This is a genomic window from Microbispora sp. ATCC PTA-5024 (genome assembly GCF_000511135.2).
GTDB lineage: Bacteria > Actinomycetota > Actinomycetes > Streptosporangiales > Streptosporangiaceae > Microbispora > Microbispora corallina.
Genome location: NZ_KI866525.1, coordinates 937,977 through 953,923 on the forward strand (window position 1 = coordinate 937,977; position 15,947 = coordinate 953,923).

Consider the following 15,947-nt stretch of genomic DNA (forward strand, 5'->3'; position numbering starts at 1 on the left):
AACTCGCAGGTCATGTGCTTGGTGCCGTTGATGAAGCTGGAGAACAGCCGCTCCGGCTCGCCCGCCTCGATCGTGGGGACGCGGCGCAGCAGCTCGCGGAACATGACCGTGATCTCCCGACGGGCCAGGTGGGCGCCCAGGCAGAAGTGGGGGCCCGGCCCGCCGAACCCGACGTGCGGGTTGGGGTCGCGGGCGATGTCGAACCGCAGCGGGTCGGCGAAAACCCGGTCGTCCCGGTTGGCCGACCAGTAGTAGAGGACGACCTTCTCGCCGGCGCGGTAGCGGTTGCCGTTCATCACGTGGTCGCGGGTGACCTTGCGCCGCATGTAGTTCACCGGGGAGGCGAGCCGGACGATCTCCTCGACCGCGCCCGGCGCCCGCCCGTCGACGTCATCGAGCCACAGCCGCTTCTGGTCCGGGTTCAGCGTCAGCAGGCGCATGCCGTACGAGATGGCGTTGCGGGTGGTCTCGTTGCCGGCGACGACGAGCAGGATGAAGAACGACCCGAGCTCCTGCGCCGTCAGCCGCTCGCCGTCGAGGTTGGCGTTGACCAGCGAGGACGTCAGGTCGCCCGTGGGCGTCTCCTGCCGCTGCGCGGCCAGGTCCTGCACCAGGGCCTGCAGTTCCATCCCGGCCGTGAGCAGCGCGGTCGCGACGTCCTCCGGATCGCTCACGTACTCGGGGTCGGAGGCGCCGAGGATGATGTTGGACCTGTCGAAGACGAACCCGTAGTCGCTCTCCGGGATGCCCATCATGTCGCAGATGACCTTCAGCGGCAGCTTGGCTGCCACCTCGGTGACGAAGTCGCAGCCGGGGCCGGTCGCGAGCAGCTCGTCGGCGATCCGGGAGGCGGCCACCTCGACGTCCGCCTCGAACTGCTTGATCATCCTCGGGGTGAAGGCCCGGGAGACGATCCGGCGGAGCCGGGCGTGCCGGGGGTCGTCCATGTTGATCATTGAGCCGAAGTACTCGGTGAACTCCGGGGGCATGTCGACGATGTTCGTGGCCCCGCCGTCACCCGAGCAGAAGATCTCGGGGTTGCGGCTGGCCTCCAGGATGTCCTCGTGCCGGACGAGCGCGTGGTATCCGAGGCCCCTGGGGGCGAAGGAGATCTCGGGCTCCTCGAAGAACGCGGGGGTGTCGAGGTCGCGCAGCAGCCGGAACGCGTGCTCCCGCTCCTCCGGCGAGCGGCCCCAGAAGTCCCAGTCGGACAGGTCGATGTCGGCGACGGACCTGATGGGCGCACGCTCGGCGGGCTGCGTCATGGGCCGGTCCTCCCGGGGTCATGAGTAGAACGACGTTCGGTTTTCAGTCTGCCACAGCACCCGGTCCACGGCCAGGATTGCTCACAGCCGGGGCCCTCACAGCCAGGAGAGGATGAGACCGTTCACCTCGTCGGGCCGTTCCAGGTGCAGGAAGTGGCCCGCGCCCGCGACGACCTCGGTGCGCGACCCGGGCGGCAGGTGGTCCGCGGCGCCGGCCGCCACCTCGGCCCCCAGGCACCCGTCGCCGGCGCCGTGCAGGTAGAGCACGGGCCGTCCCGGCCCGCGTACCGCCGCCTCCCGCTCGGCGGCGTACCGGCCGGTGGGTGGCACGGTGCCGAGCATGGCCCGGTAGTAGCCGATGGCCGCGCGCAGGTTGGCCGGGTCGCGCAGGCACTCCCGGGCTCGCGCGGCGTCCTCCTCCCCGTCGTACCCGGGCGACCAGTCACGCCACAGGCCCTCGACGAAGCCCTCGGCCCCGGCGGCCGTCTCGGCGAGGGCCGTCTGGAACAGGAAGATGTAGAAGGAGCGCTTGAGCTGCTCGTAGCGGAGGAACGCGCCGAGCATCGCCGGGAGCGGCGGGACGGCCAGCGCCACGGTCCGGCGGAACCGCTCCGGGGCGAACGCGGTCGCCCCGTAGGCCGGGAACGCCCCCCAGTCGTGCCCGATGAGGACGGCCTCCCCGTCGCCGCCGAGCGCCTCGTGCAGGGCCACCGCGTCGGCGATCAGCGCCCCCGCCTCGTACGCGCCGTCGGGCGGCACCTGCGTAGGCGCGTAGCCCCGCATGAACGGCGCGACCGCGCGGTAGCCCCTCTCGGCCAGGCCGGGCAGCAGGTGGCGCCAGGTGTACGCCGAGTCGGGGAAGCCGTGCAGGCACAGGGCGAGCGGCCCCCGCGACGGCCCCTCCGCCAGGTAGCCGAACTCGATCCCGTTGGCCGTGACCGTCCGCGTCTCCACGGCCCACCCCCTAGTAGCGGTAGCCCAGGTGCTTGACGCCGTTGATGAAGTTCGACAGCAGGTACGACGGCTCGCCCTCGGACCGGATCTCCGGCATCCGGGTGAACAGCTCGCGGAACATCACCGTGATCTCCCGCCGGGCGAGGTGGGCGCCCAGGCAGTAGTGGGGGCCGGGGCCGCCGAACCCGACGTGGGGGTTGGGGCTGCGGGTGATGTCGAAGACGTCCGGGTCGTCGAAGACGGCCTCGTCGCGGTTGGCCGACGTGTAGAACAGCAGGACCTTGTCGCCCTTGCGGTAGTCCTGGCCGTTCATCGTGTGGTCGCGGGTGACGGTCCGGCGGAACTGGATGACCGGGCTGCAGTAGCGGACGATCTCCTCGACCGCCCCCGCGATCCGGCCCTCGAAGTCGGCGGTGAGCAGCGCCCTCTGCTGAGGGTTGTCGGTGAGCAGCTTCAGGCCGTGCGCGATCGCGTTGCGGGTGGTCTCGCTGCCCGCCACGACGAGCAGGATGAAGAACGAGCCCAGCTCCTGCGAGGTGAGCCGTTCCTCGCCGTTCACGAGGAGGCTGGTCAGGTCGCCCGTCGGGCGGCGGCGGCGCTCGTGCGCGAGGTGGCGGGCCAGGGAGCTCAGCCCGTGCCCGGCGCGCAGCAGCGCGGCCAGCCCCCGGGCGGTCGTCCACCGGCTCATCGGCGCGTCCGGACGGGACAGGTCGACCTCGATGCCCGAGTACTCGGAGTCGGCGTTCGCGAGGATCGTGTTGGTCCGGCGGAGCACCAGGTCATGAAATTTCGGGGGAATGCCCATCATGTCGCAGATGACCTGAACGGGAAGCCGGGCCGCGATCTGGGTGACGAAGTCCCCCGGCCCCTCCTCCATCGCCCGAGAGACGATCTCCTCGGCGGCCCGCTGGAGGTCCTCCTCCATCTTGGCGAGGATCCGGGGCGTGAAGGCCCGGGAGACGATCCGCCGCAGCCGCGCGTGCCGGGGGTCGTCCATGTTGATCATCGACCCGAAGTAGACGGCCAGCCAGCGGGGCATGTCCGGGATGCTGTTGGCCGTGGGCTCGCTGCTGAAGACCCCGGCGTTCCTGCTGGCCTCGGTGACGTCGGCGTGCCGGACGAGCGCGTAGTAGCCGGCGCCCTGCGGAAGGAAGGGGATCTTGTTCTCGGTCAGGAAGACCGGCCGGTCCAGCCGGCGCAGCCGCCGGAACGCCTCGTGCCGCCGGGCCTGGGGCAGGGCCCAGAACGGGATGCGGGACAGATCGAGGTCGGCGTCCACGGTCATGCCGCCACTGTCCAGCACATGACCGGTTCTTTCAAGACACCCGGTCACGGACGGGCCAAGAGCCGATAATCGGATCAGGTGCGGGCCGAGGGGTGGTGACATGCGCAAGGGGCGGCTGACGGCCGCGCTGGCCGCCGCCGCCGGCGCGATCCTCCTGCCGGTCGCCGTCAACGTCGCCACCGGCGGAACGCTGCCGGCCGAGCTGGAGCCGTACCGGAGCTGGGCGTGGCCGTGCGTCGCCGTTCTCGGCCTCGCCGTCGTCTGGTTCGCGGTCGACGCCGTGACGCCCGCGGCCGATCCGGCCCGCGACCGGCCGTACGGGAGGACCCGGCCCGAGACGCGCCGGCGCGCGGCGGACAACGTGCGGGCGCACCTCACGCGGCGGCTGGACCTCAAGCTGGGCGACGTCCCCCAGGTGGACGTGCGTCTCGAGGACCGTCCCGAGGCGGTCGAGCCGATCCTGGGCAACCAGGTCAGGCGTCTGGACACGACCGCCCCGGTGACGACGAGCGTCCGGAGGGCGTTCGACGACCTCGACCGCTCCATGGTGCTGCTGGGCCCGCCGGGGGCGGGCAAGACGACGCAGCTGCTCGAACTCGCCCTCTCCCTGCTCGACGAGAAGGACGGGCCGATCCCCGTGCTTCTCGACCTCGGCGGCTGGGGGCGGACGCGGGGTCTGCTGCCGTTCCCCGACCGCCCGAAGACCGTCCACGACCTGCGCGAGTGGCTGCTCGCCCAGGCGCAGGAGCGGTACGGCATCGGTGCCCGAGTCGGCCGCGAATGGCTGGACGACGGCGAGCTCGCGCTCCTCCTCGACGGGCTCGACGAGGTGCCCGAGGAGGCCCGCGGCCGGCTGACCCGCCTCATCGACGAGCTGCACGGCCGGCACCGCGACCTGACGATCGCCGTGAGCAGCCGGAGCGCGGAGTACGCGGCCTCACCCGCCCTCGCCCTCAACGGCGCGGTCGTGATCCTGCCCCTCGGCCGGGAGGAGGTGACCACCTACCTGTCGGCGTCCGGAAGCCGCTTCGCGGACCTGCGCCGCGCCCTCGACGCCGACGGCTCCCTTTGGGACGTCGTCGACTCCCCCTTCTGGCTCCACGTCCTGGCGGCCGTGGCCGGCGATCCCGCCCTCGAAGATCAGCCGGAGCCTCTCGACCCGGCCGCCCGCAGGAGGCGGATCCTGGACCTCTTCGTCGCCCGGGCCCTGCGGCGGCCGAGGCGGGAGATGGGACGGTACGCGCCCGAGACGGTCGTGCGATGGCTCGGTCAGCTGGCCACGGTGGCCAGGACGTCGGGATCCACGGTGGTCGCCAAACGCTTCGACCTGATCTCCCGGTACGCGCAGACGGTTCCGCCCCGGCTGGTCTCCCCGGTCCTCCCGCCGCTGAGCATCGCGCTGTTCGTCGCGTCGGCGGTGGTCACCGGGGTCTGCCTGTCCAGGGGAGCGGGCGCGATCACCGCGATCGCGCTGGGCTGGCTGCCGGCCAGCATGTCGATCATGCTGCCGGCGGAGGCCGTCGCGGCCGGATACATGAGGCTCCCCCGGAGCGCCGGCGTCTGGGCGACCGGCCTCGTGGCGGCGATCCCGGTCACGTTCGGCGAGTTCGGGCTCCAGGACATGCTGCGGTCCGGGCCGGGAGCCTTCTGGGCCTCCGCCGCCGCGTCGGGGAGCACGGTGTTCGTCGCGGCGGCCGCCGTGGGCGTCGTCGCCGTCCTGGTGCCGTTCTTCGACGAGGACGGGGCGCGGGCGGACAGGACGGTGTCGATGATGGGCCGCGGGGTCCCGGCCGTGTGGGCCCTCACGTGCGCCGTGTCCCTTCCTCCGGCGGTGCTGGGGGCCGTGGCGTGGACGGGCCCGTTCGCGGACGCGGTGGGCGGCGTCCTCCTGGGCACGTTCGTCGCCGCGGGCGCGGGGGTCGTGATCGGGATGCTGCTCACGGGATCGTGGCTGCCGCGGCTCGTGCTGGTCGCGGCGGGGCTGCTGCCCGTCCGGCTGACCGACGTCTATCGCTACGCGGCATCAGCCGGACTTCTCGTGCCGAACGGCGAGAACGCCTACCGGTTCCCGCATCAGATCTTCGTCGACCACTTCGCCGAGCATCCCCATTGCGCCGCCTCCAGCAGCCGCTAGGGTGCTACCTACCGGTCGGTATGCCTCATGTTTGGGAGCGTTCGATGCTCAACCTGTCCGTCGTGCTGGAGGACAGCGCCCGGGAGAACCCCGAGGGGACCGCCGTGGTGCTCGGCGACCTCCGCCTGCCGTACTCGATGGTGAACACGGTCGCCAACCAGGTGGCGAACCTGCTGGTGTCGCGGGGCGTAGGCAGGGGTGACAAGGTGGCCCTGGCCTGCCCCAACCTGCCGTACTTCCCCTTCGTCTACTTCGGCATCCTCAAGGCCGGCGCGACCGTCGTGCCGCTCAACGTCCTGCTGCAGGCACGGGAGATCGCCTACCACCTGGAGGACTCCGAGGCCAAGGCGCTGTTCTGCTTCGAGGGCACCCCGGAGCTCCCGCTGGGCGAGCGCGGCCGGGCGGGCTTCGAGGAGGCCGCCGGGACCGAGCACTTCTTCGTCCTGCCGGCGACGCCGGCCGCGACCGAGTCGGCGCTGGGCGAGACGCTGTGGGCGGCCCTCGACGGCATGCCTGGCGAGTTCGAGACCGCGCAGACCTCGGCGGAGGACACCGCGGTGATCCTCTACACCAGTGGCACCACAGGCCGGCCGAAGGGCGCGGAGCTGAGCCACCAGAACATGGTCGTCAACGCCATGATCAGCGATGAGATGTTCCCCCGGCAGCAGGAGGACGCCTACCTGGCCACGCTGCCGCTGTTCCACTCGTTCGGCCAGACGGTGATCATGAACGCCGGGTTCCGGCGGCGGGCGACGCTCGTGCTGATGCCGAGGTTCGAGCCGTCAGAGGCGCTGCGGCTGATGAACCAGGAGAACGTCACGCTGTTCGCCGGGGTGCCCACCATGTACTGGGCGCTGCTCACGGCGGTCCGCACGGGGGCCGGCGAGGTGCCCCGCTCGCTGGTCACCGCCGCCTCCGGCGGCTCGGCGCTGCCGGTCGAGGTGCTCAAGGACTTCTCCGCGACGTTCGGCGTGGACATCCTGGAGGGCTACGGACTGTCGGAGACCTCGCCGGTCGCCTCGTTCAACCAGATCGGCAGGCCGGCCAAGGCGGGCTCGATCGGCACACCGATCTGGGGCGTCGAGATGAAGCTCGTCGACGCCGAGTGGAACGAGGTCGGCGACCTCGGCGAGATCGCCATCCGCGGCCACAACATCATGAAGGGCTACCACAACCGGCCCGAGGCCACGGCCGAGGTCATGCGGGACGGCTGGTTCCGCACCGGCGACGTGGCCCGCCGCGACGAGGACGGCTACTACTTCATCGTCGACCGGGCCAAGGACATGATCATCCGGGGCGGGTTCAACGTCTACCCCCGGGAGATCGAGGAGGTCCTGATGACCCATCCGGCGGTCTCACTCGCCGCGGTGGTCGGGGTGCCCGACGAGTCCCACGGCGAGGAGGTCAAGGCGTACGTCATCAGGAACCCCGGGGCCGCCACCACCGAGGGGGAGCTGGTGGCCTGGTGCCGGGAGACCATGGCGGCCTACAAGTACCCGCGGATCGTCGAGTTCCGCGACTCCCTGCCGATGACGGCCACCGGAAAGATCCTCAAGCGCGAGCTGCGCTGACGCGTGCCGGGCGCCGCCGCGGGCCTCCGCGGCGGCGCCGTACGGTCACGGCCAGTCGAGGGACGGGCGCAGCGCGATCTGAGCCGAGGACGAGTCGTCGAGCCGGACGCCGAGGACCTGGTGGAGCTGGACCTTGTTGCGCTCGAAGCCGACCACGCAGCCGGCCATGTAGAGGCGCCACACGCGGGCCGTGCCCTGGCCGACCTCCTCGACCGCCTCGTCCCAGTGGGCGTCGAGGTTGGCGCACCACTCGCGCAGCGTCAGCGCGTAGTGCTCGCGCAGGTTCTCCTCGTGGCGGATCTCGAAGCCGATGTCCTCCATCTGGCGGACCAGGTAGCCCACCGACTCCAGCTCGCCGTCCGGGAAGACGTAGCGGTTGATGAAGCCGCCCTTGTTGAACGTCTTCTCCTTGCCCGTCGGGCGGGTGATGCAGTGGTTGAGCAGCCGTCCGCCCGGCTTGAGCTTGCCGTACAGGAAGGAGAAGTACGACGGGAGGTTGTCCTTGCCGATGTGCTCGGTCAGGCCGATCGAGCTGACCCGGTCGAACCCGGTCTCGGGCACGTCGCGGTAGTCCATGTAGCGGACCTCGGCCAGCTCCGACAGGCCCGCCTCGGCGATCGCCTTCTGCGCCCACTCGGCCTGCTGCCGGGAGAGCGTGACGCCGAGCCCCTTGACGCCGTAGTGCTTGGCCGCGTGCATCACCATGCCGCCCCAGCCGCAGCCGACGTCGAGCAGCCGCATGCCGGGCTGGAGGTCGAGCTTCCTGGCCACCAGGTCGAACTTGGTGAACTGCGCCTCCTCCAGCGTGGCGTCGGCCCGGGGGAAGACGGCGCAGGTGTAGGCCATCGACGGGCCGAGCACCCACTCGTAGAACTTGTTGGAGACGTCGTAGTGGTGGTGGATCGCCTCGGCGTCCCGCTGCTTGGCGTGGCGGCTGCCGAGTCTCGCCATCGTGCTGCGGCGGACCTCCTGCGGCGGCGGGGGAACCCGCATCATCAGGGGCTTGACGCCGAGCGAGCGGATCGCGGCCACCTTCTCACCGAGCGGCAGGTCGTTGAGCGTCAGCGACCACATCCGGTCGAGCAGGGTGTACATGTCACCGTGCACGTCGATGTGCCCCGCGATGTACGCCCGGGCGAGCCCGAGCTCGCCGGGCGCCTGCGCGAGGTAGGCGACCGCGGCGGGCGACTTCACCTCGATCCGCACGTCGGAATCCGGCGTTCCCGCCTTGCTCCCGTCGTAGGCGACGAACTCGACACCCGCGTCGGGACCGACGATCTTCCCGAAGATGTTCGCAAGAGTCATGTGCACCTCTCCCGAATACGTGACGCCTACCGGCCCCGGACACACTTGTCGTACAGGTCGAGCATGCGCCCGCCCGGATCGTACGACCGTTTGACCGGCCAGTAGGCGTCCCCGTTGTAGAGCCGCCAGAACTCCTCGCGCTCGTAGAAAGACGTGGAGTAGAGCGACTTGTGGCCGTCGAGGTCGTGGACCGCGTGCTCGATCAGCCGGTTGTAGTACCCGTCGAACTGGCCGCGCGGCAGCGGGACCATTCCCCAGAAACCGAAGTTCACGTACAGGCGCCCGGGCTGCAGGGGGTAGAGCGGCCACTCCCCCGTCGCCCTGAGCGGGCACATCCACACCGGGGCCATGCCCACCCGGCGGTGGAACAGGTCGAGGAACTCGGCCCCCCGCTCCACCGGCACCTCGACGTCCTGGATCACCGACTCCTGCGCGGGATTGTCGCGCCAGCGGTCGATGCGGGCGGTCACGCCGTACCTCTGGTCGAGGCCGACGAGCTTGCGGTACACGTCCGAGCGCAGCCAGCGGCGCGGCAGCAGCGAGCGGACCAGCGGCTGCTGCACCCCGAACGCCCGGGAGCACCAGAACCAGTCGGTGTCCCAGCGCCACAGGTAGTCGCGCACGGTCAGCCAGTCGCGGGCACGGCTGCGGATGGACTGGTAGTAGATCCGCATGCCCGTGTAGTCGGACGTGTAGGGCGCCTGGTCGGAGAAGGTCCCGAGCGTGATGTACAGCTCGTCGGGGGCGAAGAACGTGCCGTCGACGAAGTCGACCGGGTCGCCGTCGTGCTCGCGGCTCTCGCAGATCTCCTGCATGGCCAGCATGCACTTGTCGGCGTCGGTGAAGCGCAGGTGCGTCAGCCGGACGTACGGCTTGACCCTGGCGAGCCTGATCCTGATCCGCAGCGCGTAGCCGAGGGTGCCGTACGAGTTGGGGAAGGCCCGGAACAGGTCGGCGTGCTCGTTGTCCGCGCGGGCGACGACGATGCGGCCGTCGCCGGTGAGGATCTCAAGCTCCTCCACCGACTCGTGGGGCAGGCCGTCGCGGAAGCTGCTGGACTCGATCCCGAGGCCGGTGACGGCGCCGCCGAGGGTGATGGTCTTGAGCTGCGGCACCACGAACGGCATCAGCCCGTACGGCAGGGTCGCGTCGACCAGGTTCTCGTACGTGGTCATGCCCTGGACCTCGGCCGTCATGGTCTCCGGGTCCACCTGGATCACCTGGTCCAGGTCGCGGGCGGACAGCGTGGCCGTCTTCCCCGGCGTGCGGAAGCGGAACAGGTTCGTCGTGGCCTTCCCCAGCCGCGGAGCGGCGTCGGCGGGGATCGCCGCGTAGGAGTCCCTGATCTGCTCGACAGCCTGATTATGGGCGGTCATACTGGCCGTGCGCTCTGGCATGACACCACCCCCATGGATCGTAGAGATCGCCTCTTGGCACGCTAACCCCGGAACACATCGCGGACCAGACTAGACACGTTACGTGCGCGAAAACTATCCGGAATCCGGCCCGGCGCCCGGGGAGAGCCGCCCAGCAGCGCTGATCGTATCCTGCGTCTAACGGCGGCGGACGACGGGGTCGACTCCGTTGACCACGTTGGTCACCGGCCGCCCCTCCAGCACCGCGCCGAGGTTCGCCGTGACGCACTCCAGCAGCCGGGTCGTGGCCTGCGGCGTCACCCCGGCGGCGTGCGGCGACAGCAGGGCCCGGTCGCAGGAGCGCAGCGGGTCGTCCGCGGCAGGGGGCTCCTGCTCGTAGACGTCGACCGCGGCCCCGGACAGGTGCCCCGACTCCAGCGCGGACAGCAGCGCGGCCTGGTCCACCACCCCGCCCCGCGCGGCGTTCACGAGCACCGACCCGGCCGGCATCCGCGCCAGCCGCTCCGCGCCGATCAGCCCGCGCGTCTCCTCCGCCAGCGGCACGGCCAGGACCAGCACGTCGCTGCTCGCGACCAGCTCGTCCAGGTCCAGGTGGACGGCGCCGTACGACTCGGGCTTGGGCGAGCGCGACCAGTAGGACACCCGGCAGCCGAGCGCGCCGAACAGGCGGGCGCAGGCCGCGCCGATCGGCCCGAAGCCGACCACGCCCACGCGCGCGCCGGACAGCTCGCGGCGCTGGAGGGTGAACTGCGGCCACCCGCCCGCCCGCATCTCCCGGTCGCCGTCCGCCAGGTGCCGCAGCAGCGCGAGCGCCGCGGCCAGGCACCACTCGGCCACCGACTGCGCGTTCACGCCCGCGGTGTTGGCGAGGGGGACCCCCGCGGCCGTCAGGGCGTCCAGGTCGTGCCCGTCCACGCCGACCGAGGGCTGCTGGACGAACGCCAGGCGCGGCGCGAGCCGGACGGCCTCGGCGTCCAGGGCGAGCGCGCCGCTCCAGTCGCCCACCACGATCTCGGCGCCGGGCAGCGCCTCCAGCAGGGCGTCCCGGTCGCGGCGGGCCGGGACGGCGACCTCCACCCGGTCGCCCAGCCCGGCGAGCAGGCCGCGCACGGCGTCCTCCGGCAGCGGCGGCAGTGCGAGAAGCTTCCACGTCACGGGCGGAAGTCTGGCACGAGACCGAAACATGTTCTACTAAGCGCGTGAAGCGCACGACGCAGGCGGGAGGATCGCATGGATGAGGCGCCGACGGGCCCGCTGACGGGAATACGGGTGCTGGAGCTGGCCGGTCTCGCGCCGGGGCCGTTCGCCGGGATGATGCTGGCGGACCACGGCGCCGAGGTGCTGCGGATCGACCGCGTGGGGGCGGTGCGCGACGAGCCCCGCCGCGACGTGATGGACCGCGGCAAGCGCACCATCGGGCTCGACCTGAAGTCGCCGGACGGCGTGGCCGCGTTCAAACGCCTCGCGGCCGGCGCCGACGTGGTGATCGAGGTCTTCCGGCCGGGCGTCGCGGAACGGCTCGGCATCGGCCCGGACGACCTGCGCGCGGTCAACGACCGGCTCGTCTACGGCCGGATGACCGGGTGGGGCCAGGAGGGGCCGCTCGCGACCGCGGCCGGGCACGACATCGACTACATCGCGATCGCCGGCGTGCTGTCCATGCTGGGCCGGGAGGGCGACAGGCCCACTCCCCCGATCAACATTCTCGGCGACTTCGCCGGTGGCGGCCTCATGCTGGCGTACGGCGTGCTGCTCGCCCTCTTCGAGCGGGAGCGGACCGGCAGGGGCAGGGTCGTCGACGCCGCCATGGTCGACGGGGCGGCGCTGCTGTTCAGCATGTTCTACGAGGGGGTGCGCAGCGGCGCCTGGGGCCCCCGGGGCACCAACCTCCTCGACACCGGCGCCCCCATGTACGACACGTACGAGACCGCGGACGGGCGCCACCTCGCGGTCGGGCCGCTGGAGCCGCAGTTCTGGGCCGAGATGGTGGCGCGCATGGGGCTGGACGACCTGCCGGACCGGGGCGACCGCGCCAACTGGCCGGAGATCCGCGAGCGGCTGACGGCGGCCTTCCGGGAGCGGACCCGGGAGGAGTGGGAGCGGATCTTCGAGGGCTCGGACGCCTGCGTGGCCCCCGTCCTCGACCCGGCGGAGGCGGCCGGGCACCCGCACAACCGGGCCCGAGGGACGTTCGTCGAGGTCGCCGGCCTGATGCAGGCCGCCCCCGCGCCCCGCCTGCTGGGAGCGGGCCGGGGCGACCTCGCCCCCGCCACCCGCCTGCACGACCTGACCGCCTGGGGACTTCCGGACGACGAGGCCAAGGCCCTGCGCGCCGCCGGAGTCCTGGCCTGATGACCCCCCACACGAGGAGTGAGCCGGTGACCATGGACGTCTTCGAGGCCCTCTACACGACCAGGGCCATGCGCCGGGTCAAACCCGACCCCGTCCCCGCGGAGGTCCAGGAGCGGATCCTGGACGCGGCCGTCCGCGCCCCGAGCGGCGGCAACGTCCAGGGCTGGCGGTTCCTCCTGGTCGACGACCCCGGGGTCAAGGCCGCGCTCGGGCCGCTCTACCGGCAGGCCCTCGGCGTGCTGTTCGAGGGCCACTACAAGGAGATGCGCGAGCGGGCGGAGGCGACCGGCGACACCCGGACGCTGAGCGTGCTGCGCTCGGCCCAGCACCTGGCCGACAACTTCGAGGGCTATCCGCTGCTGCTGTTCGCCTTCACCAGGAACGACCCGAGCGGCGGCTCGATCTTCCCCTCGGTCTGGAGCGCCCAGCTCGCGGCCCGGGCGTACGGCGTCGGCAGCGCGCTCACCACCGTGCTGGGGCTCTTCCACTCCGGCGAGACGATGCGCGTCCTGGGCGTCCCCGAGGGCAAGGGCTGGCAGCTCGCCTGCACCGTCACCTTCGGCTACCCGACCGGCCGGTGGGGCGTGGCCCCGCGCCGGCCCGCCCACGAGGTCGCGTACCGGAACCGGTGGGGCGAGGCGGTCGGCTTCGAGGTCCCCGAGCCCCTGTGGAGCCCCAGCACGCCCTCCTGATGCAGCAGCTCTTGTCTCGGATGTAGTATACCTACTACATTCGACAGTAGAGCTATGCCATTTGGAGGGATGCATGGACGACTTCGCGATCCGGGTGCGGCAGCTGACCATGGCGTACGACGGGACCCGGGTGCTGGACGGCGTCGACCTCGACGTGCGGCGGGGGGAGGTGCTCACGCTCCTCGGGCCCAACGGCGCGGGCAAGACCACGCTGGTCGAGATCCTGGAGGGGTTCCGCGCCGGCTGGACGGGCGAGGTGTCCGTCCTCGGCGAGGACCCGCGCCGCGGCGGCGACGCGTGGCGGGCGCGGCTCGGCGTGGTGCTGCAGTCGTGGCGCGACCACGGCCGCTGGCGGGTGCGGGACCTGGTGCGCCACGTGGCCGCCCACTACGACCGGGCCCGAGACGCGGACGGCCTGCTCGACGCGCTCGGGCTGACGGAGCAGGCCGGCACCCGCGCCGTCCTGCTCTCCGGGGGGCAGCGGCGGCGGCTCGACGTGGCGCTCGCCCTCGCCGGACGGCCGGAGGTGCTGTTCCTCGACGAGCCGACCACCGGGTTCGACCCCGAGGCCCGCCGGGAGTTCCACCTGCTGGTGGAGCGGCTGGCCGGCGAGGGGCTGACCGTGCTGCTGACCACGCACGACCTGGCCGAGGCCGAGCGGCTGTCCGGGCGGGTCGCCGTGCTCGTGGCCGGCCGGATCGTCACCTGCGGCAGCCCGGCCCAGCTCGCCCGGGCCGTACGGGCCCCGGCCCGGGTGCGGTGGGACGGCGGCGAGCTGGAGACCGACGACCCCTCGCGGGCGGCCTGGGAGCTGCACCGCCGCTACGACGGCCCGGTCCCGGGCCTGGAGATCCGCCGACCGACGCTGGAGGAGAGCTACCTCGACCTGGTGGGGGAGGCCCGATGAACACGACGGCGCTGGGGCTGCGGCGCGGCTGGACCGAGCACCTCAACCAGCTGAGCGACCGCAGGGAGCTGGTCAACGCCCTGGCCGGGTCCGTGGGCGTCTACGCGCTGCTGGTCGCCTGGCTCGGGGGGAACACCGTCCCCGGGACGGACGTGCGGACGGGGACCTACCTCACCGCCGGGTTCCTCGGGTTCGCCGTCTTCTCGACCGGCCTGATGGGCCTGCCCCTCGTGATCGCGGGCGACCGGGAGGAGGGCGTGCTGCTGCGGGCGCGGACGCTGCCGCGCGGCACCCGCGTCTACCTGACCGGGCGGGCCACCGGCGTGCTGCTCACGATCGCTACGAACGGCGTCCTCATCCTGCTCGTCTCCCTCCCGCTGACCGGTGTGAGCCTGCCGTCCTCCCCGGGGCGCTGGCTCACCCTGGCGTGGGTGCTCGCGCTGGGCACGCTGGCCGTGGTCCCCCTCGGCGCGGCGCTCGGGATCCTGCTCCCCGGCCCCAAGACGGGCGCGGCGCTGCTCGCGCTGCCGGCGATGGCGCTGCTCACCGCGTCGGGCGTGATGGTGCCCCTGTCGGCGATGCCGGGCGTGGTCCGCGGGATCGCCCAGGTCTTCCCGCTCTACTGGCAGGCACTCGGGCTGCGGGCGGCGTTCCTGCCCGATTCCATGCTCGCGGCCGAGATCGGCCACAGCTGGCGGCTGGGCCAGGCGGCGATCGTTCTGGGCGCCTGGGCCGCCGGCGGTATGGTTCTAGCCCCCTGGCTGCTGCGCCGGGTTCGCGGGAGATGAGCGGACCGGTGGGCCCGACGGAGGTGACGAGTGGCCGAGGAGACGGTGCACAACCGGATCGCGGTGCTGAGGGCCGACCGCGGCGTCTCGCGCCGCGACCTCGCCGCGGCTCTCGGCGTGCACTACCAGACCGTGGGCTACCTGGAGCGGGGCGAGTACAGCCCCAGCCTCCATCTGGCCCTGAGGATCGCGGAGTTCTTCGAGGTGCCGGTGGAGGTCGTCTTCTCGCTCAAGCCGTTCCCCAGACTGGGCAGCCCGTCGTGAGGGCCTGGGAACGGTGGAACCGCCGCGTCGAGCAGTCGGTGCAGGAGGACCGGATGACAGCCCTGTACCGGTCCCGCCCGCGGCGGCGCCTGCTGGTCGCCGCCGGCGCGGTCAGCGTCCTGGTCCTGTGGGCCGACGCGACGGTCTCCTGGTTCATCGCGCCGAGCGACACGGCGGTCCTGGTGAACCTCGTGCTGCTGCTGGTCATGCTCGCGTTCTTCGTCCCCGCGGTGACGGCGCTGAACATCGCCACGCGCGGGCTCGCCTCGCTGCCCGAGCGCCGGCTGGACGAGCGCCAGGTGGCCGAGCGGCTGCGGGCCTTCACCCAGGCCAACATCGCGATGCGGCTCATCCTCGGGGCCGTGCTCGTCGCGATCGTCGCGGGCACCTGGGAGGGCGGCCCGGCGGTGCGGGTGCCGGGCGCGGCCGTCTTCCTGGGCGTCCTGGCCCTGCTGTGGACCCACTATCTGCTGCCACTGCTGGTCGCCGGATGGCGCCTGCCCGATCCGCCGCCGGACGACCCGGGCGACGATCAGGAGTCGCCGAACGAGGGCAGCGTGGCCACGTAGAGGTCCGTCCCCCCGGGGTGGTGGACCTCCAGGTCCGTCGTGAACGCCCGGGCGGGAGCGGCACCCGACTCCGTGTGCTTCCACGCCTGCTGCCAGGCGTCCAGGAGCGCGGCCGGCATCGGGCCGCGGGCCTCGAACAGCAGGCACGGCACGCCGGGCACCCGCACCGCGACCATGCCCTCGGGCAGGCGCGCGGCCGTGTGCACCGCCACGCCCACGACCTGCGTGTAGGCCCCCCGGTGGTCGCTCTCGTAGTCGGTCAGCACGGCGTACAGGTTCTCGTCGACCCGTCCGGGCACGTGCGCGAAGGCTCCCGGCGCCCCCGCCCGCGCCCACAGGCCCGGCAGCTGGGCCCTCGCCGGGTCCGCCTCCGCCGCGTTCGACGTCCGTACGGCGTAGCCGACGACGAGCGCCTCGGGCCGGTCAACGGTGATCACATGTTCTCCTCTCGGGCGAGGTCAATGTATCCGGCGCCGGCGTCTGAT

At 72.2% G+C, this 15,947-nt stretch carries 15 protein-coding genes; 8 read left to right on the forward strand and 7 right to left on the reverse strand.

The genetic code is table 11. The annotated features are described in order from the left end of the window. The 3 genes from MPTA5024_RS30180 to MPTA5024_RS30190 form a co-directional block, all read right to left on the reverse strand. Positions 1–1,265, reverse strand: a 1,265-nt coding sequence (locus tag MPTA5024_RS30180) for a cytochrome P450 (RefSeq protein ID WP_063794804.1), incomplete at its 3' end; no start/stop codon positions are given. Positions 1,266–1,361: 96 nt separating this feature from the next. Then, positions 1,362–2,219, reverse strand: a complete 858-nt coding sequence (locus MPTA5024_RS30185; protein ID WP_036330621.1) for an alpha/beta fold hydrolase — start codon at positions 2,217–2,219, stop codon at positions 1,362–1,364. Between the two features lie 10 nt (positions 2,220–2,229). Then, complete coding sequence (locus tag MPTA5024_RS30190; protein ID WP_036330622.1) at positions 2,230–3,504, reverse strand: cytochrome P450; 1,275 nt, start codon at positions 3,502–3,504, stop codon at positions 2,230–2,232. Between the two features lie 100 nt (positions 3,505–3,604). Between MPTA5024_RS30190 and MPTA5024_RS30195 the strand changes: the two genes are divergently transcribed. Together MPTA5024_RS30195 and MPTA5024_RS30200 are read left to right on the forward strand one after the other, a co-directional pair. Continuing rightward, positions 3,605–5,638: an NACHT domain-containing protein gene (locus tag MPTA5024_RS30195; protein ID WP_036330624.1), complete on the forward strand. Its 2,034-nt coding sequence runs from the start codon at positions 3,605–3,607 to the stop codon at positions 5,636–5,638. Between the two features lie 44 nt (positions 5,639–5,682). Then, positions 5,683–7,209, forward strand: a complete 1,527-nt coding sequence (locus MPTA5024_RS30200; RefSeq protein ID WP_036330626.1) for a long-chain-fatty-acid--CoA ligase — start codon at positions 5,683–5,685, stop codon at positions 7,207–7,209. Between the two features lie 45 nt (positions 7,210–7,254). On the opposite strand, the gene MPTA5024_RS30205 is transcribed toward MPTA5024_RS30200, so the two are convergent. The 3 genes from MPTA5024_RS30205 to MPTA5024_RS30215 form a co-directional block, all read right to left on the reverse strand. Further along, a complete protein-coding gene (locus tag MPTA5024_RS30205; RefSeq protein ID WP_036330628.1) occupies positions 7,255–8,514 on the reverse strand; it encodes an SAM-dependent methyltransferase in 1,260 nt (419 codons plus the stop codon). Between the two features lie 26 nt (positions 8,515–8,540). Further along, positions 8,541–9,890: an FAD-binding oxidoreductase gene (locus tag MPTA5024_RS30210; RefSeq protein WP_157099829.1), complete on the reverse strand. Its 1,350-nt coding sequence runs from the start codon at positions 9,888–9,890 to the stop codon at positions 8,541–8,543. A 177-nt stretch (positions 9,891–10,067) separates the two neighbouring features. Beyond that, positions 10,068–11,045 (reverse strand): 2-hydroxyacid dehydrogenase, encoded by a 978-nt coding sequence (locus MPTA5024_RS30215; RefSeq protein WP_036330632.1) that lies wholly within the window; start codon positions 11,043–11,045, stop codon positions 10,068–10,070. Between the two features lie 75 nt (positions 11,046–11,120). Here MPTA5024_RS30215 and MPTA5024_RS30220 point away from each other — a divergent pair, with 75 nt between their 5' ends. The 6 genes from MPTA5024_RS30220 to MPTA5024_RS30245 all read left to right on the forward strand — a co-directional run bounded on the left by MPTA5024_RS30220 (position 11,121) and on the right by MPTA5024_RS30245 (position 15,462). Further along, entirely contained in the window at positions 11,121–12,242 is a 1,122-nt protein-coding gene (locus tag MPTA5024_RS30220) for a CaiB/BaiF CoA transferase family protein (RefSeq protein WP_036330633.1), read from the forward strand. Positions 12,243–12,274: 32 nt separating this feature from the next. Next, positions 12,275–12,934, forward strand: a complete 660-nt coding sequence (locus tag MPTA5024_RS30225) for a nitroreductase family protein (protein WP_036331031.1) — start codon at positions 12,275–12,277, stop codon at positions 12,932–12,934. Positions 12,935–13,007: 73 nt separating this feature from the next. Next, complete coding sequence (locus MPTA5024_RS30230) at positions 13,008–13,841, forward strand: ABC transporter ATP-binding protein (protein ID WP_036330634.1); 834 nt, start codon at positions 13,008–13,010, stop codon at positions 13,839–13,841. After that, positions 13,838–14,629 carry an ABC transporter permease gene (locus MPTA5024_RS30235; RefSeq protein WP_051458845.1) on the forward strand — a complete coding sequence of 264 codons (792 nt, stop codon included), beginning with the start codon at positions 13,838–13,840 and terminating at the stop codon, positions 14,627–14,629. Before MPTA5024_RS30230 ends, MPTA5024_RS30235 begins: the two co-directional genes overlap by 4 nt. A gap of 30 nt (positions 14,630–14,659) precedes the next feature. Continuing rightward, the gene (locus MPTA5024_RS30240) at positions 14,660–14,893 is read left to right on the forward strand and encodes a helix-turn-helix transcriptional regulator (RefSeq protein ID WP_036330636.1); all 234 of its coding nucleotides are present in this window, start codon (positions 14,660–14,662) and stop codon (positions 14,891–14,893) included. A 53-nt stretch (positions 14,894–14,946) separates the two neighbouring features. After that, entirely contained in the window at positions 14,947–15,462 is a 516-nt protein-coding gene (locus MPTA5024_RS30245) for a hypothetical protein (protein WP_051458846.1), read from the forward strand. Here the strand turns inward: MPTA5024_RS30245 and MPTA5024_RS30250 are convergent. After that, positions 15,426–15,899: a GyrI-like domain-containing protein gene (locus MPTA5024_RS30250; RefSeq protein WP_036330638.1), complete on the reverse strand. Its 474-nt coding sequence runs from the start codon at positions 15,897–15,899 to the stop codon at positions 15,426–15,428. The two genes, MPTA5024_RS30245 and MPTA5024_RS30250, sit on opposite strands and share 37 nt — an antisense overlap. Positions 15,900–15,947 lie beyond the last annotated feature (48 nt).

Bases quoted from the DNA above. Each gene is read 5' to 3' on its own strand.
- MPTA5024_RS30190 (WP_036330622.1), bottom strand. From the start codon at position 3,504: ATGACCGTGGACGCCGACCTCGATCTGTCCCGCATCCCGTTCTGGGCC.
- MPTA5024_RS30195 (WP_036330624.1), top strand. From the start codon at position 3,605: ATGCGCAAGGGGCGGCTGACGGCCGCGCTGGCCGCCGCCGCCGGCGCG.
- MPTA5024_RS30200 (WP_036330626.1), top strand. From the start codon at position 5,683: ATGCTCAACCTGTCCGTCGTGCTGGAGGACAGCGCCCGGGAGAACCCC.
- MPTA5024_RS30205 (WP_036330628.1), bottom strand. From the start codon at position 8,514: ATGACTCTTGCGAACATCTTCGGGAAGATCGTCGGTCCCGACGCGGGT.
- MPTA5024_RS30210 (WP_157099829.1), bottom strand. From the start codon at position 9,890: ATGACCGCCCATAATCAGGCTGTCGAGCAGATCAGGGACTCCTACGCG.
- MPTA5024_RS30220 (WP_036330633.1), top strand. From the start codon at position 11,121: ATGGATGAGGCGCCGACGGGCCCGCTGACGGGAATACGGGTGCTGGAG.
- MPTA5024_RS30225 (WP_036331031.1), top strand. From the start codon at position 12,275: ATGGACGTCTTCGAGGCCCTCTACACGACCAGGGCCATGCGCCGGGTC.
- MPTA5024_RS30230 (WP_036330634.1), top strand. From the start codon at position 13,008: ATGGACGACTTCGCGATCCGGGTGCGGCAGCTGACCATGGCGTACGAC.
- MPTA5024_RS30235 (WP_051458845.1), top strand. From the start codon at position 13,838: ATGAACACGACGGCGCTGGGGCTGCGGCGCGGCTGGACCGAGCACCTC.
- MPTA5024_RS30245 (WP_051458846.1), top strand. From the start codon at position 14,947: ATGACAGCCCTGTACCGGTCCCGCCCGCGGCGGCGCCTGCTGGTCGCC.